General features: G+C 78.3%; 18 protein-coding genes. 5 read left to right on the top strand and 13 right to left on the bottom strand.

What is annotated here, in order from left to right; genetic code table 11:
- Positions 1-37 precede the first annotated feature (37 nt).
- On the top strand, positions 38-1,207 hold the full coding sequence (locus EJA20_RS07320) for a patatin-like phospholipase family protein (RefSeq protein WP_240675170.1): 1,170 nt from the start codon (positions 38-40) through the stop codon (positions 1,205-1,207).
- 88 nt (positions 1,208-1,295) lie between these two features.
- On the opposite strand, the gene EJA20_RS07325 is transcribed toward EJA20_RS07320, so the two are convergent.
- The 8 genes from EJA20_RS07325 to EJA20_RS07360 all read right to left on the bottom strand — a co-directional run bounded on the left by EJA20_RS07325 (position 1,296) and on the right by EJA20_RS07360 (position 6,965).
- On the bottom strand, positions 1,296-1,880 hold the full coding sequence (locus EJA20_RS07325; protein ID WP_240675171.1) for a Rho termination factor N-terminal domain-containing protein: 585 nt from the start codon (positions 1,878-1,880) through the stop codon (positions 1,296-1,298).
- A gap of 133 nt (positions 1,881-2,013) precedes the next feature.
- Positions 2,014-2,499 carry a pilus assembly protein TadG-related protein gene (locus EJA20_RS07330; protein WP_129337502.1) on the bottom strand — a complete coding sequence of 162 codons (486 nt, stop codon included), beginning with the start codon at positions 2,497-2,499 and terminating at the stop codon, positions 2,014-2,016.
- Positions 2,496-3,032 carry a pilus assembly protein gene (locus tag EJA20_RS07335; RefSeq protein WP_338068808.1) on the bottom strand — a complete coding sequence of 179 codons (537 nt, stop codon included), beginning with the start codon at positions 3,030-3,032 and terminating at the stop codon, positions 2,496-2,498. The genes EJA20_RS07330 and EJA20_RS07335 overlap by 4 nt, the downstream gene beginning before the upstream one ends.
- The gene (locus EJA20_RS07340) at positions 3,029-3,412 is read right to left on the bottom strand and encodes a TadE/TadG family type IV pilus assembly protein (protein ID WP_129337533.1); all 384 of its coding nucleotides are present in this window, start codon (positions 3,410-3,412) and stop codon (positions 3,029-3,031) included. Before EJA20_RS07340 ends, EJA20_RS07335 begins: the two co-directional genes overlap by 4 nt.
- On the bottom strand, positions 3,409-3,609 hold the full coding sequence (locus tag EJA20_RS19430; RefSeq protein WP_240675173.1) for a hypothetical protein: 201 nt from the start codon (positions 3,607-3,609) through the stop codon (positions 3,409-3,411). Before EJA20_RS19430 ends, EJA20_RS07340 begins: the two co-directional genes overlap by 4 nt.
- 288 nt (positions 3,610-3,897) lie before the next feature.
- Positions 3,898-4,374 (bottom strand): type II secretion system F family protein, encoded by a 477-nt coding sequence (locus EJA20_RS19840; protein WP_338068809.1) that lies wholly within the window; start codon positions 4,372-4,374, stop codon positions 3,898-3,900.
- A gap of 496 nt (positions 4,375-4,870) precedes the next feature.
- Positions 4,871-5,728, bottom strand: coding sequence for a type II secretion system F family protein (locus EJA20_RS07355; protein ID WP_129337504.1), 858 nt, complete (start codon positions 5,726-5,728; stop codon positions 4,871-4,873).
- Positions 5,729-5,732: 4 nt separating this feature from the next.
- Positions 5,733-6,965 (bottom strand): TadA family conjugal transfer-associated ATPase, encoded by a 1,233-nt coding sequence (locus EJA20_RS07360; RefSeq protein WP_129337505.1) that lies wholly within the window; start codon positions 6,963-6,965, stop codon positions 5,733-5,735.
- A 260-nt stretch (positions 6,966-7,225) separates the two neighbouring features.
- Between EJA20_RS07360 and EJA20_RS07365 the strand changes: the two genes are divergently transcribed.
- Positions 7,226-7,900 carry a hypothetical protein gene (locus EJA20_RS07365; RefSeq protein WP_129337506.1) on the top strand — a complete coding sequence of 225 codons (675 nt, stop codon included), beginning with the start codon at positions 7,226-7,228 and terminating at the stop codon, positions 7,898-7,900.
- A 92-nt stretch (positions 7,901-7,992) separates the two neighbouring features.
- Positions 7,993-8,901, top strand: a complete 909-nt coding sequence (locus tag EJA20_RS07370; protein WP_129337507.1) for an aldose 1-epimerase family protein — start codon at positions 7,993-7,995, stop codon at positions 8,899-8,901.
- Positions 8,902-8,984: 83 nt separating this feature from the next.
- On the opposite strand, the gene EJA20_RS18625 is transcribed toward EJA20_RS07370, so the two are convergent.
- From EJA20_RS18625 to EJA20_RS07390, 5 genes are all read right to left on the bottom strand, one after another.
- A complete protein-coding gene (locus EJA20_RS18625; protein WP_164983874.1) occupies positions 8,985-9,212 on the bottom strand; it encodes a hypothetical protein in 228 nt (75 codons plus the stop codon).
- Positions 9,209-9,883 (bottom strand): DsbA family oxidoreductase, encoded by a 675-nt coding sequence (locus EJA20_RS07375; protein WP_129337508.1) that lies wholly within the window; start codon positions 9,881-9,883, stop codon positions 9,209-9,211. Before EJA20_RS07375 ends, EJA20_RS18625 begins: the two co-directional genes overlap by 4 nt.
- Before the next feature lie 79 nt (positions 9,884-9,962).
- The gene (locus EJA20_RS07380; protein WP_129337509.1) at positions 9,963-11,216 is read right to left on the bottom strand and encodes a M15 family metallopeptidase; all 1,254 of its coding nucleotides are present in this window, start codon (positions 11,214-11,216) and stop codon (positions 9,963-9,965) included.
- A 421-nt stretch (positions 11,217-11,637) separates the two neighbouring features.
- Complete coding sequence (locus EJA20_RS07385) at positions 11,638-12,750, bottom strand: hemolysin family protein (RefSeq protein WP_129337510.1); 1,113 nt, start codon at positions 12,748-12,750, stop codon at positions 11,638-11,640.
- Positions 12,747-14,102 (bottom strand): hemolysin family protein, encoded by a 1,356-nt coding sequence (locus EJA20_RS07390; protein ID WP_205687408.1) that lies wholly within the window; start codon positions 14,100-14,102, stop codon positions 12,747-12,749. Before EJA20_RS07390 ends, EJA20_RS07385 begins: the two co-directional genes overlap by 4 nt.
- Positions 14,103-14,315: 213 nt before the next feature.
- Between EJA20_RS07390 and EJA20_RS07395 the strand changes: the two genes are divergently transcribed.
- Together EJA20_RS07395 and EJA20_RS07400 are read left to right on the top strand one after the other, a co-directional pair.
- On the top strand, positions 14,316-15,083 hold the full coding sequence (locus EJA20_RS07395; RefSeq protein ID WP_129337512.1) for a response regulator transcription factor: 768 nt from the start codon (positions 14,316-14,318) through the stop codon (positions 15,081-15,083).
- Entirely contained in the window at positions 15,080-16,213 is a 1,134-nt protein-coding gene (locus tag EJA20_RS07400) for a sensor histidine kinase (RefSeq protein WP_420836411.1), read from the top strand. The genes EJA20_RS07395 and EJA20_RS07400 overlap by 4 nt, the downstream gene beginning before the upstream one ends.
- Positions 16,214-16,267: the final 54 nt, after the last annotated feature.

Raw genomic sequence — 16,267 nt, forward strand, 5'->3', positions numbered from 1 at the left:
CTCGGGAGCGCCCGCCCCTCGGCGGAAGGCCGTTCCCGTGCACTCCTCAGCTCCCTCGTCCACCTCCACGTCCACCCCCACGTCAGCCCCCTCCTCCCGGTCCGACGCCGGCCCCGGGCGCGGTCGTCCCCGCAGCGGGTACCGCGGTCCGGAGTCGCACCCGACGGACGACCCGGTCGAGCAGGATGGCGTCGACGCCACGCACCGCCGCCCCTCCGGCGGCCGACGCGCCCTCGTCCTCGGGGGCGGCGGGTCGACGGGCAACGCCTGGCTCCTCGGCGTCGTCGCGGGCCTGTCGGACGCCGGTCTCGACGTCACGGACGCCGACCTCACCGTCGGGACGTCCGCCGGGGCCACCGCTGCCGCCCAGCTCGGGGGCGCGACCCCCGCGACGCTCCTGGCCACCGCGCTCGCGCCCGTCCCCGGACGGCCGCCCACCCCGGACGGTCCCGACCGTTCCCACGGTCCCGACCGTCCCGACGGAACCGACGGCTCGGGCGGTCCGCACCGTGGGCACCGCCCGGAGGACGGTCCTGCCCCTGGCCGCGGGCCCGGCCCTGCCTCCGACGCCGGGCGCGTCCGGGCGGCCGAGGACCACCTGCGCCGGATGCGCGACCTCATCGCGTCGGCCACGGGCGTCCCGGACCTGCGCCGCCGGGTGGCCGCGGCGGCGCTCGAGGCCGATGCCGCGTCGGACGGCCTGTTCTCGCAGCGGTGGCGCGCGGCCGTCGCCGCACGGCTGCCCGACCCGCGCTGGCCCGTGCGCACCGTGCTGCTCACGGCGCTGGACGCCCGGACGGCGGAGCCCGTCCTGCTGGACCGCCGCAGCGGCGTCGACCTCGTCGACGCGGTCGCGGCCAGCTGCGCGAGCGGCCTGCCCCACCACGTCGCGGGCGTGCCGTACCTCGACGGCGGCTACCGGCGCGGCGAGAACGCCGACCTCGCCGCCGGGTACGAGCGGGTGGTGGTGCTGGCCCCGTTCGGGGGCCGGTCCCTCACCCCGCCGGCGTGGCGCCAGGACCTCGCCGCACAGGTCGAGGAGCTGCGGGCGGGCGGGAGCCGCGTCGCGACGGTGGTCCCCGACGCGTCGTCGGAGCACCTCTTCGGCGCGAGCGCCATGGACCTGTCGCTGCGCCCGGAGGCGGCCCGTGCGGGGTACGCCGTCGGCACGCGCCTCGTCGGGCCCCTCGCGGAGCTCTGGCGCTGACGGTGGCGGCGGCGGTGGCGGTGGCCGGACCGCACGGGTGCCGGGGCGGAGGGGCGGCGGGCACCGGGAGGCGCTCGCCGCCCCGGGCTCAGCCGTCCTCGCGGTCGGGGCTCTCCAGGCGGAAGAAGGCGCTGGTCGAGCCGTCCTTCTTCTCCTCCTGGTAGATGAAGTTCAGGCGGCGGGCGTCGAAGGTGGCGAACCACTCGTCCCAGCTCACGTGCACCAGGGCGTCGCTGTCACCGCCGAAGTCCAGGCGCAGCACGCCGAGGTGGTCGTCGTGCTCCGTGCCCTCGACCGTGGCTGGCACGCCGTCGCGCTCCTCGGCCCACCGCCGGATGACGTCGTGGTTCGTCGTCACGAGGCTGCGCCCCTGCCGCTCGGGCTCGTCGTCCGTGGAGGCGATCTCCTGCGAGTACTTCAGCGACTGCGAGGTGTCCGGGCCGGTGCGGACGTGGCCGCCGTCGGGGCCGGCGCCGCCGCTGTGGTCGCGGCTCTCGTCGACGTCGTCCGTCGCGGGCGCGCCGGCCGGGTCGCCCGCGCGGTCACCCCCGGCGTCGGCGACGGCCTCGACGAGCTCGTCCTTGCGCATCCCCGACCGTCCGGTGACGTCACGCTCCTTCGCCAGGTCGCGCAGCTCGTCGACGGTCTTGTCCTGCAGGTCCTCCGTGGCCACGCCGGTCCCCTCTCGTCGTCGCGTTCGCGTCGTCGCCTCCATCGGACGACGAGGCGCGGGAGGGCGCAACCGGGCCCTCCGTCGACGCGCGGGCCCTCTCAGGGCGGGCACGAGCTGCGGCGCCCCGCGGCGGTCAGGAGGTGCGGGCCACAGAGCGGGCCTGGACGGGGACGCCGTCGGTCCACGGGGCGAGCACGCCCCCGACGAACGGCACGGCGACGACCGCCGCCAGCCGCACCTCCACGGCACCGCCCCCGAGCGTGCGGGCGGCGAGGACGGCCACCGGCCCCGCGCCGCCGGCGCCCTCCGGCCCGGCGACGAGGGCGGCGTCGAGCGCGGCGTCGACCTCGGCGCGCACGCCGGCGTCGGACAGGGGGAGCCCGTCGTCCGGCAGCCCGCCGGCGTAGTAGGCGTCCGCGGCGAGCGCGTCCGCGGCGTCGAGCGCGACGAGGTCCGCGAGCGCGAGCAGGCGCTTGCGCTCCAGGTGCACGGAGGAGGCGGCGACCACGACGAGGACGAGCGCCGCCGCGACGAGCGTGAAGCCGAGCGCGAGGAGCGTGATGCGCCCCTCGTCGGGTCCGCCGCCGGCCCGCAGCCGTCGGGCGAGCGCCGCCCTCACGGCGCGCCCCGGAAGCGGTCGACCGCCGCGGTGCGCGTCGCGCTGACCGGGACCTCCACCGGCACGACGTCGCGGACGACGGCCGGGACGAACGGCAGCGGCACGGCGACCCGGACGGTGGCGGTCACCGTGCTGCCCGCGGCGAGGCAGTCCGCCCCGGAGCAGCCCAGGGTGAGGGCCCGGGCCGGGTCGGCCGGCACGCCCTGGTCCGCGAGCGCCAGGCCCACGGCGGCGACGGCCCGTCCGGCACCGGCCGCGGGGTCCTCCGCGACGGCGTAGGCGCGCGCGGCGTCCCGGGCGGCACCCTCGACGGCGAACCCCGCCGCCTGCAGCTGCGCCAGGACGAGCACGAGGTAGACGAGCGGCACGAGCAGCAGGAGCGCCACCCCGAGGAACTCGACGACGGCGCTGCCGGCCTCGCCGGTGCCCCCCGCCCCGACCCCCGACGCGCGGGCCGCCGCCCACCGCGCACGCAGCGCCGCCCGCACCGGCGCACGCCCTGCTCCGAGGCCATGGCGCGGCAGGGCGCTCACGGCCCCTCCGCCAGCGCGTGCGCGGCGACCTCGACGGTCGCGGACGGGCCGAGCAGCCCGACCACCGGCAGCGGCGCGCGCACCGTGACCTCGACGACGTCGAGCCCGCCCACGGTCGTCCGGGCGACGGAGACGTCGTCGGCGTACGCCGGCGTCAGCGCCGCCCGCACCAGCGCCCGCGTGCGCTCGGCACCCTCGGCGGCGGTGCGCCCGGCGGCGGCGTAGCGCGCACCCTCGGCGGCGGCGTCGACGAGCGTCGTCCGCACGTGGAGCGCCAGCGCGAGCTGGAGCACGGCGACGACGAGCACCGTCACCAGCGCCCCGACCAGGACGAACTCGACCGCCGCCGACCCCTGGTCGCCGGCAGCCGGGCCCGTCAGGGCCCGGTGACGCCCGCGATCGCCGAGGAGAAGACGCCCTGCAGCGCGGGCGCCGCGACGAGCCACAGCGCCGTCACCAGGCCGGCCGTCATCAGCGTGACGAGCACCCAGCCCGGCACGTCGCCCCGGTCCTCCCGCAGCGCCGCCCCCAGCCGCAGCAGGGAGCGCAGGGACGCGTCGGCCGCCTCCCGGGCCATCTCCCCGGACACCGCGCGTCGCGACCGGCGGGGCAGCGTGGCCACCGAGGGCCCGTGCAGCAGGACCGCGCCCGAGGCGGTGGTGCGGTCGGCGGCCCGGCGCGCGGCGGCGTCGGGCAGGGGCAGCGCCGGCAGGTGCCGGACGGTGGAGCGGGACATCGGGGACCTCCGGGAGGGGGTGGGACGGGACAGCGGTGGGACGGGTGAGGACGGCACGGCCGGGGACCGGGCCGACGGGGGCGTCGCGGCCGACGGCGCGCCGGGGGCCGGGGGCACGGGCGGGGGCGCTCACAGGCCCACCCGCAGCACCACGGCGCTGGGGAACACCGCGAAGAGGACGGTGATGGGCAGCAGCAGGAAGACGACGGGCACCATCATCTGGACCTCCTTGCGCCCGCCCGTCTCGAGCAGCGCACGCCGGGCCTCCTCGCGGACGTCCTGCGCCTGCGCCCGCAGCACGTCCGCCAGCGGGGTGCCGCGCTCGACGGCGACGGACACGGCCTCGGCGAAGCGCGTGAGGGCGGCGACCCCGGTGCGGTCGGCCAGCGCGTCGAGAGCGACGCCCAGCGGCGCACCGGCGCGGGTGTCGGCGAGCGTGCGGCCCAGCTCCTCGGCGAGCACCCCGCGGGTGCTGCGCACGACGCGCTCGAGGGCGCCGACGGCCCCCTCCCCGGCGCCGACGGCGAGGGCCATGAGCTCCGCGACGGGTGGCAGCTCCAGCAGGAGCCGCTGCTCCCGGCGCCGCACGGCGCGACCGAGGGCCACGTCGGGGGCGAGGCCCCCGCCAGCGCCGCCACGACCACGAGCCCGAGGCCCGCGACCGGCGGGGCCCCACGCGTCGCGGCCGCGAGGAGGGCGAGCGCGAGACCCGCCGCGGCGCCGACCGCCCCGCCCACGACCTGCCCCGCGCGGAACCCCTCGGCCGTGCCCGGCCGCCCCGCCCGGACGAGCCGTCGCTCCAGCTCGGCCGTGGGCTGCCCGAGCCGGCCGACGAGGCGCGCGGCCTCGGCCACCGGCGGCGCGAGCAGGCGGCCCAGGACGGTGCCTGAGAACGGGCCCAGGAGCGGGCCCAGGAGCGGGCCCAGCACCGTCCCCGCCGGGCCCGGGAGGCCGTGGTGCGCGGGGACCGTGCCGCGGGTGCGCAGGTAGGGCGCCACCCGCTCCTCGAGCGTGACCCGGCGCGGCACGAGGACGGGCACCAGCAGCGCCGTGCCCAGACCCACGCCCAGCCCGGCGAGGGCCCCGAGCGCCCCGACGGCGCTCACCGCAGCACCCGCGGGTCGTCGGGCAGCCGCGCGAGGCGGGCCATGAGGGCGTAGGCGACCGCGGAGACCCCGGCGCCGACCGCGAGGACCACGGCACCGGCCGGCGTCGCGAACGCCTCGGCCGCCTGCGGCCGCGAGGACAGGAGCACGAGGACGAGCCAGGGGGCGGCGACGGCCAGGCGGGCGGCGTGCACGGTCCAGGACTGCCGGGCCTCGAGCTCGCCCCGCGTGCGCAGGTCCTCGCGCAGGAAGCTCGAGAGGGTGCGCAGCAGGCGGCCGAGGTCCGTGCCGCCGACCTCGCGCGTGAGGCGCAGCGCCTCGACGAGCCGGTCGGCGACCGGGTCGGCCAGCCGCGCCTTGAGGGCGTCGAGGCAGTCCCCGAAGCGCCCGGTGGCCCGGTGGTCCTCCGCGAAGGCGACGAAGGGCGCGCGCAGCTCGAGCGGGCCGCGCTCGCCCACCTGCGCCAGGGCCTCGGGCAGGGAGAGCCCGGCCCGGACGGCGGAGGCGAGGTGGTCGACGACCTCCGGCCACAGGTGCCGCAGGCGCGCGCGTCGGCGGCGCGCACGCCCCTGGACGACGAGCAGCGGGCCCGCCGCGGCGAAGGCGGCGGCGCACGCCGCCGCGGCCGGGATCCGCACGAGGGCCAGGACCAGGAGGCCCGCCACCGCGCCCGCGCCGAGGCCGAGCAGGGCGAGCCGGTGCAACGGCACGCCGGGCAGCCCGGCCTGGACGAGGCTGTCGCGCAGCCGCGCGCCGGGCCCGTCGGCGCGGGCCGGTCGCGGGGGCGTGCTCCAGCACGCCCACCACAGGCAGGCCAGCCCGGCCCCCAGGAGCAGACCCGTCACCACGCCCACCCCGTCACCCCCGCCCGCGCAGCAGCGCCGCGAGGTCGACGCCGGCCAGGGCGTAGCGCTCGGCGTGGGGCGGGTAGCCGTCGGCCCGCACGAGCTCGCCGCCGCGCGTGGTGAAGACGTCCGCCGTCTCGACGACGCCGTCCTCCACCCGCCCCGGCACGGCGACGACCTCGCGCACCCGGCGCCGGCCGCGCCCGTCCTTGGCGAGGTGCACGACGAGGTCGACGGCCGTGGCGACGGTGGGCACGACGAACCGGTGGGACACGTTCTCCCCCGCCAGCAGCGGCAGGGTGCACAGCTTGGTCAGCGCCTCGCGCGCCGACCCGGCGTGCAGCGTGCACATGGCGGGCAGCCCGGCGTTGAGGGCGATGAGCAGGTCCAGCGCCTCGGCCTCGCGCACCTCGCCGACGACGAGCCGGTCGGGCCGCATCCGCAGCGCCTCCTTCACCAGCCGGCGCAGCGGCACCTCGCCGACGCCCTCGAGGTTCGGCGGGCGCGTCTGCATCGCCACCCAGTCGCGCGCCTGCAGCCGCAGCTCGAAGACCTCCTCGCACGAGACGATCCGCTCGCGCTCGGGCACCGCTCCGGCCAGCGCGTTGAGCAGCGTGGTCTTGCCGGCCTGGGTCGCGCCGGCGACGAGGACGTTGAGGCCCGCGCGCACGGACGCCCCGAGGAACGCCGCGACGCGGGGCGGCATGAGGCCGAGCGCGACGAGGTCCTCCAGCCCGCGGGCGCGCACGACGTGCTTGCGCACGTTGACGCTCCAGTGCCGGCGCGTGACGTCGGGGATGACCGCGTGCAGGCGCTCGCCGCCGGGCAGGGTCGCGTCGACGAAGGGGCTGGACAGGTCGAGCCGCCGGCCGGACGAGGCGAGCATCCGCTCGACCAGGTCGCGCACCTGGCCGTCGGTGAGGACCGTCGTGGTGAGCTCGGACTCCCCGTCGCGGGCGACGAACACCTGGGAGGGGCTGTTGATCCAGATCTCCTCGACCGTCGGGTCGTCGAGGTAGCGCTGCAGGGGGCCGAACCCCGCGACGGCGTCGAGCACGTGGCGGCGGGCGGCGTCCGCGTCGGCGAGCGCGGGGACGGCGCCGAGCACCGCGCGCTCGTCGTAGGCGGCCAGCGCGCTGTCGACGAGCGCGGCCACCCCGCGGCGGTCCGCGGCCGGGTCGAGGCCGCGCCGGCGCACGAGCTCGCGCACCTCGCCCTCGAGCACGGCGATCCCCTCGCGCTGCACGCGACCCCTCCCCTGCGTCCGCTCGACCCGGTGCGTCCGCTCCGTCCGGTGGGTCCGGTGCGTCCGTTCTGCCCGGAACGGTAGGGCGGCGCGAGGCCGCGGGACCGTCGTCCACAGGCCGCTCACCCGTTCGGCCCGCCGACGGCACCCGGGCGGCGGGCACCAGCACCCGGACGGCCCCGCCCGCCCCGGGTGCCGCCACGGCCCCGCCCCGGTGGCACTGCCCGGCGGCGGCGGTGCGGGCCAGTACCCTGGCGCCCGTGGCTCTCGACAACCCCGCGGCGCGGCTGCACGCGCTCCTCACGCGGCTCCAGGCCGCCGGGAGCAGCACCGTCTCCATCACCGGCGCGTGGGCGGCGGCGCTCGGCGTCGAGGCGTCCGCGGTCCCGGGACGGGTCGCGGCGGCGGCCCGGCTGCTCGACGACCTGGACCGGATGATCGCGCGGTCCGACGGCAGCAACATGCGCGCGATGTACCTGCAGTACGCGCCGCGCTGGCGCGAGGCGGTGCTCAGCCGCGAGCGCGGCTGGGGCAGCCCCTCCGACGCCCTCATCGACGCCGGCTCCCTGGCGACGCTGGGGGTCGTGGCCGACTTCCTCGCCGTCGAGGAGAGCGAGGGCATCGTGCCGCCCGCCGCGGAGATCGACGAGCTGCGCCGGTCCCTCGCGGAGGCCATGGACGCGGTCCGCGACGCCCACGACCTGCCGCCCGGCGTGCGCGGCCTCTTCCTCCACCGGCTGCACGACATGCTGTGGGCGCTGGACAACCTCGACCTCACCGGGCCCGACGCGGTGAAGGCGGTGCCCGAGCGCCTGGCCGGCCTCGTCGCGCTGCACCCCGCCATCCGCCGCTCCCCCGCCGTGAAGACCGTCATGGACACGGTCGGCGCGGCGTGGCAGGCCTTCACCCCGGTCGGGGACGCCGCCCGCGCCTGACGGGACTCGTCGGGGCTCGTCGGGGCTCGTCGGGGCTCGTCCCGGGCTCGTCCCGGGCCCGTCGGGCGCGCCCCGGGCGCTAGCGTGGGGACGTGAACACGCCCCTCCCCTCCGGTGCCCAGCACGCGATCGCCCACGGCACCCACGCCGCCGTCGTCACCGAGGTCGGCGCCTCCCTGCGCCTGTACACGGTCGACGGCCGGGACGTCGTCCTCCCCTTCGCCGAGGACGAGCTGCCCCCCGCCTTCTCCGGCGCCGTCCTCGCCCCCTGGCCCAACCGCCTGCGCGACGGCGTCTACACCTGGGACGGGGACGAGCTGCAGCTCGGGCTGAGCGAGCCGCCGCGCGGCGTGGCGCTGCACGGCCTCGTCGCGAAGGTGCGCTTCGACCTCGTCGAGGCCGACGGTTCCTCCGTGACGCTCGCGCACGACCTCGTCCCCACCGACGGCTACCCCTGGCCCCTGCGCGTCGAGGTCACCTACGCCCTCGACGACGACGGCCTGCGCGTCACCACGCGCGCGACCAACCCCGGCACCGCCACCGCGCCCTACGGCCTGGGCTTCCACCCGTGGCTCTCCCCCGGCGACGGCGCGGTCGACGACTGCACGCTCCAGATCGGTGCGGCGCAGCACGTCACCGTCGACGAGCGCCTGCTGCCCACCGGCACCGAGCCCGTGGCGGGCGGGTTCGACCTGCGCGCCCCCGTGCCCCTGCGCGGCGTCTCGCTCGACGACGCCTGGGTCGCGCCCGTGCGCGAGGCCGACGGCCGCACCTGGGCCCGGTTCACGCGCGGCGACGGCCGGACCGCCGCCCTCTGGGCCGACGCGACCTTCGAGGCCTGGCAGGTCTGCACCGGCGACGGCATCCCCCGCGTGGAGCGCCGCGGCGTCGCCGTCGAGCCCATGACCTGCATCGCCGACGCCTTCCGCACGCGCGACCTCCTCGTCGAGCTCGCGCCCGGCGCCACGCACGAGGCCGTCTGGGGCCTGCAGCTCCTCTGACCGACGACGCAGGACGCACGAGGGCCCGGCGCGCACCCCGCGCGCCGGGCCCTTCGTCGTCCCCCGTCCCGGACGCCCGGACGTCAGGCCGGCGGGGTCCCCGGCACGGCGCAGAGGCCGTCCTCGCACACGCCCGCGGCCGCGTCCCCGAGCAGCACGAACGGCGCCGGACCCGGAGTCCCGACGAGGGGCCCGCCCACGGCCGCTCCCCCGGTCGCGACGGCGGTCCCGGCCTCGCTCCCGGCCCCGCTCGTCACCTCGGTCGCGACCGCGGTCCGGCCGGTGGTCCCGGGCCCCGCGGGGGACGTCACGGCGCGACCGCCGGTGTGCGGTCCTCCACCGCCCGGGCGAGCGCGCCGGCGAACACCGCCGGGTCCTGGGCCCCGGAGACGCCGTACCGGCCGTCGACGACCGCGAAGGGCACCCCGGTGATCCCGAAGGCCTGCGCCTGGGCGAGGTCGGCCTGCACCGCGTCGGCGAACCGCCGCTGCGTCAGCGCGGCGCGCACGGCGTCGGCGTCCAGGCCCACCTCCGCGGCGAGCGCCACGAGGTCCTCGACGGTCCCGATGCCGCGACCCTCCGAGAAGTACGCGCGGAAGAGGCGCTCGACCATGGCGTCGCCGTGCCCCTCCGCCGCGGCCAGGTGCAGCAGCTCGTGGGCCCGCAGGGTGCTCGTGTGGCGGGCGTGCGGCAGGTCGTAGGCCAGCCCCTCGGCAGCCGCGAGGTCGGTGATCTGGGCGTTCATCGCCTCGGCCTGCGCCCGCGGGACCCCCTTCACCGCCGCCAGGTGCTCCGCCGGCGAGGTCTCGACGCCGTCGCGCGCCTCGGGCGACAGGAGGAAGGAGTGGTACCGGACGACGACCTCGACGCCCGGGTGGTCCGCGGCGAAGCGCCGGCGGCCCTCCTCGAGCCGTCGCTTCCCGATGGGGCACCAGGGGCAGACGACGTCGGACCAGACGTCCACGTGCAGGATCTCGCTCACGGCCCTGCGAACGCCCCGGCCGGCCGCGCTGTTCCGGCGGGCCCGAGAGGGCCGCCGGCCCGGGGGTCAGGACCCGGCGTCAGCTGCCGTAGTACTCGCCGTCGGCCATGACACCGGGCAGGTACTCCCAGTGCCAGCGCTCGTACGGGCCGGAGCCGCCGGGCTGCGCCCAGTCGGGGTTCTCCCACCCGTACGTCCCGGCGTTGGCGTTCATCCAGGTCCAGCGCGCTCCCGTGGTCTCCCCCGAGCAGAGGTCGATCGCCAGGCCCCAGCCGTGGTTGCTCTTGCCGGGGGCGGCCGCCAGCCCGCCGCGGGTCGCCTTCACGGCAACCTGCTGGGCGTAGGTGCGGTAGCCCGAGGACAGGCACAGGTCCTCGCCGAAGCGGGCACGGAAGGCCTGGTTGAGCTCGGCGGCGGCCACGGCCGCGTCGGCGCGGATCTCGGTCGTGCCGTCCCACAGGGTGCACAGGTCGGACAGCGGGAGCCGGCCGTTCGCGGCGCCCGTGTTCACGACGATGCCGGTGCAGTCGGGCAGGGGGCCGCGGACCTCGGCGCGGCTGGCGGAGGCCAGGGCCCGCTCGACGGTGGTCGAGGCCAGCGAGGCCGGCAGGCCCGTGCCGCTCGCGGTGGGGGCGAGCGCGGTGACCGTGGAGGGCAGGTGCGGCCCGACGGCCGCGACGGCGGGGCTCGCGGCCTCCTCGCCGGTCAGCCCCTGGACGACCGGGACCGCGACCGCGGCGACGACGAGGGCCGCCAGGGCGCCGACGCGGGTGGCCGTGCGGCGCGCCGGGCGGGCCGGGGCGGCGGCCGTGCGACGGGCCCGGCGCGAGGGGGTGGCCTCGGCCACGGAGCGGCGCGTGCGGGTGTCGACCCGGCGCAGCGTGAGCGTGTCGCCGTCGTGCCCCGTGCTCGTCACGACGGTGCGCACCGGCCGGCCCGCGGCCGGGGTGCCCGGGAGCACCGGCGGGGTGAGGACGGGCGTGGCGGGCGCCGGCGTCCGGGGTGCGGCGGCGCCGCTCGCGACGAGGGCGTCCGCGGCACCGTCGAGGAGCGCGGAGCGCGAGGCGGCCGCGGCGCGCTCGCGCATCGCCTGCTCGCGCAGCTGGCGGCGCGTGAGGACCGGGACGGTCACGGCCTCGGCCGGCACGGCGGCGGGGACCGGGGCCGCGGCCGGCCGCGGGGGCGTGGTGCGGCCGACGACGGGGACCGGCGCCGACAGCGGCGAGCCGTGCGGGGTGGGCAGGACGCCGGGGGCGGCGTCGTCCGGGTCGGTCGACGCGGTGCGGCGGGCCAGCGCACGCTCCGCCTCACGGCGGGCGCGGCGGGTCGCCACGGCGGCGCCTCTCGACTGCACGGGCTCCTGCACGACACCTCCGGCACGCGACCGGCCCCGGGGGGCGGCCGCCTCGACTGCGTGACCTGGCGCGACCGCGGGTCCCGGGCCCCGTGACACGGCGCCCGTCAGCGCGCGCGGCAGCGGAGCCGCGCGTGCGGTGGTGTGAGGGGCGCTCGCGAGCACGGGTGAACCGTCACCAGCGGGCGATCACGAAACCATAACGGCCGGATGCCGCCCGTCCAACCCCCTGCCCCGACCTGTGGACCGGCCGGGCCGCCGCGACCAGGGGCGACCACGCCTGCGGGCCCGACCTGTGTGACCAAGGTCTCGGGCCGCCGCCGTGCCGACCGCGCCACGACGTGCGAGGCCTCCGGCCGTCCCCGCGGCGCCCCGGACGGGACGGCGGGGGCGGTCCGGGTCAGCGCAGCCGGCCCCGCTGCATCGCGTCCCGCACCTCGCCGACGAGCTCCTCGAGGATGTCCTCCAGGAACACGACGCCCACCGTGCGCACCGGGCCGACCGCGTCGCCGACCGCGTCGCCCGCGTCGCCGTCCGCGGACCCGGTGGCCCCGGGCACGGCCGGCTCGACGACGCGCGCGAGGTGCGTGCCGGAGCGCTGCATCGCCGCGAGCGCGGCCTCCACCTCGTCGTCGGGGGCGACGACGGCCAGCGTCCGCCACCGCCACGTCGGGACGGGCGCGTCCCGCGTGGCCCCGTCGGCGTAGAGCACGTCCTTCACGTGCAGGTAGCCCGACGGCGTCCCGTCGGGCCCGAGCACGGGGAAGCGGGAGAAGCCCGTCCGTGCCACGAGGTGCTCGAGGTCGTCCGGCGTCCCGGTCGGGGGCAGGCACACGAGCTGCGCCACGGGCACCATGACGTCCCGCGCCGTCCGCTCGGAGAACTCCAGCGCCCCCGCGAGCAGTCCCTGGGAGTCCTCGAGGAGGCCCTCGGCCTGCGAGCGCTCGACGATGCTCTGCACCTCCTGCGCCGTGTACGCCGAGGAGACCTCGTCCTTCGGCTCGACGCCGACGGCCCGCAGGGCGTGGTTCGCGAGCCAGTTGAGCGCGCCGATGACGGGGCGCACGACCCGCCCGATCCACACGAGCGGCGGGCCGAAGACCAGGACCGCCCGGTCCGGGCCGGCGACCGCGAGGTTCTTCGGCACCATCTCGCCGAGGACCACGTGCAGGTACACGACGAGGAGCAGCGCGACGACGAACGCGATGGGGTGCGCGAGCGCGGTGCTGACGCCGACCGCGTGCAGCGGGTCCTCGATGAGGTGCGCGATGGCCGGCTCGGCCACCACGCCGAGGCTCGTCGAGCAGACGGTGATGCCGAGCTGGGCGCACGCGAGCATGAGCGAGACGTGCTCCATGGCCCACACGACGGTGGCGGCGCGCCGGTCGCCGGCGTCGGCCAGGGGCTCGATGGCGCTGCGCCGGGCGGAGATGATGGAGAACTCGGCGGCGACGAAGAAGGCGTTGCCCGCGAGCAGCAGCACCGCCAGCAGCAGGGCGGGCCCGGCGCTCACCGCGCCCCCTCCCGCTCGCCGTCGCCGGCCCCGGGGCCCCCGTGGTCGGCACCCCGGAGGTCCGGCGCGACCCGCACCCGCTCGACCCGCCGGCCGTCCATCCGCTCGACGCGCACGAGCACGTCGTCGGCGCGCACCTCGTCGCCCACCGCCGGGATCCGGCCCAGGGTGTGCATGACGAGGCCGCCGAGGGTCTCGTAGGGGCCGTCCTCGGGGACGCTCAGGTGCGTCATCTCCTCGAGCTCGTCGGGGCGCGTGGTCCCCGGCAGCAGCCAGGAGCCGTCCGGGCCGCGCAGCACGGAGACCTGGCGCGGGTCGTGCTCGTCGGCCACCTCGCCGACGAGCTCCTCGACGACGTCCTCGAGCGTCACGACGCCGGAGGTGCCGCCGTACTCGTCGACGACGACCGCCATCTGGAGGCCGTGGTCGCGCAGCTCGACGAGGAGGGGCCCCAGGCGGACCGTCTCCGGCACCCGCGGCGCCTCGACCATGAGCGCGCCCGCCGGCACCTCGCCCCGCCGGTCGTGCGGCACGGCGATGGCGCGGCGCAGGTGCACCAGGCCCACCACGTCGTCGGAGGAGTCCCCGATGACGGGGAAGCGCGAGTGCCCGCTGCGGGCCGCCAGCCGCATGACGTCCACGGCCGTCTCGTCGCGCCGCACGGTCCGCATGCGCATCCGGTCCGTCATGACGTCCACGGCGGTGAGCTCCTCGAAGTCGATGGAGTTCGTCAGCAGCGTGGCGGTCGACTGCTCGAGCGTGCCGTGCTCGGCGGAGCGCCGGACGAGGGCCGCCAGCTCCTGCGGCGAGCGCCCGCCGGAGAGCTCCTCGCGGGGCTCGACGCCGAAGCGCCGCAGGATCCGCTCCGCCGTGCCGTTCAGCGCGGCGATGACCGGCCGGAGCGCCGTGGTGAACCCGCTCTGCGCCGGCACGACGGCCTGGGCGGTGCCGAGCGGCCGCGAGATGGCGAAGTTCTTGGGCACGAGCTCGCCGAAGAGCATGGAGAACCCGTTGACGAGCACCACGGTGAGCACGCCGGCCACGACGCCGCCCACGGCGGGGCCCAGCGGCGAGCCCTCCAGGGGCAGGCGCAGCAGGCGGGCGACGGCGGGCTGCGTCGTGTAGCCGAGCAGGATCGTCGTCATCGTGATGCCGACCTGGGCGCCGGACAGCTCCGTCGACAGGCGGCGCAGCGCCCGCACGACACGGCCCGTGCGGCGGTCCCCGGGGGCGGCCTGCCGCTCGACGAGGTCCGCGTCGAGGGTCACGAGCGAGAACTCCGCGGCCACGAACACCGCGGTGCCCGCCGTGAGCAGGACGCCGAGGAGGACCAGGCCCCAGTCGCCTAGCACGGGGCCGGCCGGCGGGGGTCGGCGCCCGCGGCGCGGGGGCGTGGGTCGGCAGGGTGCTGCCGGGGGGCGGGGGGCCGGCGGAGGGGGCGGGCGAGGGGGGTCGCGCGCGCACGCCGGCTGGGACTTGAGCCGCTCATGGTGGACGCGATCATAGGGCCGGGTGCCCGGACCGGCACGGCCACGGCGGGCGCGCGGCATGGCACCCTGGGCCCCATGGCCACCGTGACGCCGGCGGGCTCCGGCACCTCGCCCCGCGTGCTCGTCGTCGAGGACGAGCCCGCCATCGCCCAGGCGATCGCCCGGCGCCTGGCGGCGGAGGGCTGGACGGTCGAGACCGTCGGGGACGGGCTCGCGGCGGTGCCCGCCGCCTCCCGGATGCGGCCCGACGCCGTCGTGCTCGACGTCATGCTCCCGGGCATCGACGGGCTCGAGGTGTGCCGCCGCATCCAGGCGGAGCAGCCCGTGCCCGTGCTCATGCTCACCGCGCGCGACGACGAGACGGACATGCTCGTCGGGCTCGGCGTCGGCGCGGACGACTACATGACGAAGCCCTTCTCCATGCGCGAGCTCGTCGCCCGGCTCAAGGCGCTCGTCCGGCGCTCGGAGCGGGCGCGGGCCGCGGCGGCCGTGGCGGTGCAGGCCGCGCCCGAGGCCCCCCTCGTCGTCGGCGACGTCACGGTGGACCGCGCGCAGCGGCGCGTGGTGCGCCACGGGGAGGAGGTGCACCTCACGCCCACGGAGTTCGACCTGCTCGTGGCGCTGGCCTCGACCCCGCGCACCGTCCTCACCCGCGAGCGCCTCCTGGAGCAGGTGTGGGACTGGGTCGACGCGAGCGGCACCCGCACCGTCGACTCCCACGTGAAGGCGCTGCGCCGCAAGCTCGGTCCCGACCTCGTGCGCACGGTCCACGGCGTGGGGTACGCGTTCGAGCCCGCAGAGCCCGCGGAACCCGCGGAGCCCGACGGGTCGGCCGCGGGGTGAGCGTCCCGCGGCACGGGCGCACGCCGGGCCGGCTGCCGCGCCCCGTGCCCGGCCGCGTCGCGCCGGGCCCGGGGGCCGCCGGCGCCGCGGCGCGGGTGCAGCGGCTGGACGTGCGGCCGCTGGACCGGCTGAGCTCGCTGAAGATCAAGCTCGGGGTGCTCGTCGCCGCGACGGTGTCCCTCGCCGCCTTCCTCACCTGGGCGGGTCTGCACTTCGCGCTCGGCCCCACGCGGACCCTGCCGGTGGCGGTCCTCGTCTCCCTCGTCGTGACGCAGCTCCTCGCGCGCGGCATGACCTCCCCGCTGCGGGAGATGACCGCAGCGGCGCGCGCCATGGCGTCCGGGGACTACTCCCAGCGGGTGCGGGCCACGAGCCGCGACGAGGTGGGCCAGCTCGCCGACGCCTTCAACACGATGGCCGCCGACCTCGAGCAGGCGGACCTGCAGCGCCGCGAGCTCGTCGCCAACGTCTCGCACGAGCTGCGCACGCCCGTGGCGGCCCTGCGAGCCCAGCTCGAGAACGTCGTCGACGGCGTGGAGGAGCCCGACCGGGCCACCCTGGCCACGGCCCTGGCCCAGACGGAGCGCCTCACGCACCTGGTCTCCACGCTGCTGGACCTCTCGCGGCTCGAGGCCGGGGCCGTCGCGCTCGACCTCGACGACGTGCCGCTGCGCCGGATGCTCGACGAGGCCGCCGGCGAGGCGGCGCTCGTCGCCCCCTGGAAGCACCTGAGCTTCCCCGTGCGGGTCGAGCCCGAGGACCTCGTGGTGCGGGCCGACGAGGCGCGGCTGCACCAGGTCGTCGCCAACCTCCTGCAGAACGCCGTGCGCCACTCCCCGACGGGCCGGCCCGTCGCGCTGCACGCCACCCGCGCCGGCGGCGAGGTCTGGCTGGAGGTGGTCGACCAGGGGCCCGGGATCGCGCCGGACCAGCGCCAGAAGGTGTTCGAGCGGTTCGTCCGCGGCAACGTCCCCGCGGTGACGGGCCAGCACTCGACGGGCGGCACCGGCCTCGGGCTGGCGATCGTGCGCTGGGCGGTGCAGCTGCACGGGGGGCAGATCGAGGTCGCCGACACCCCCACGGGCTGCACCATGCGTGTGCGGCTGCCGCAGCGCCCCGTCACGGCGTAGGTGCCCCCTCTCCCCGTCGCGGAGCCCCTGGCGCAGCCCCGGGATCGGCCCCGA

Origin of the sequence: Cellulomonas endophytica, from assembly GCF_004123805.1 — a bacterium.
Lineage (GTDB): Bacteria > Actinomycetota > Actinomycetes > Actinomycetales > Cellulomonadaceae > Cellulomonas > Cellulomonas endophytica.

What these genes read in the sequence shown, in the direction of transcription:
- EJA20_RS07395 (WP_129337512.1), top strand. Translation starts at nt 14,316, where the DNA reads ATGGCCACCGTGACGCCGGCGGGCTCCGGCACCTCGCCCCGCGTGCTC.
- EJA20_RS19430 (WP_240675173.1), bottom strand. Translation starts at nt 3,609, where the DNA reads ATGGCCCGGGAGGCGGCCGACGCGTCCCTGCGCTCCCTGCTGCGGCTG.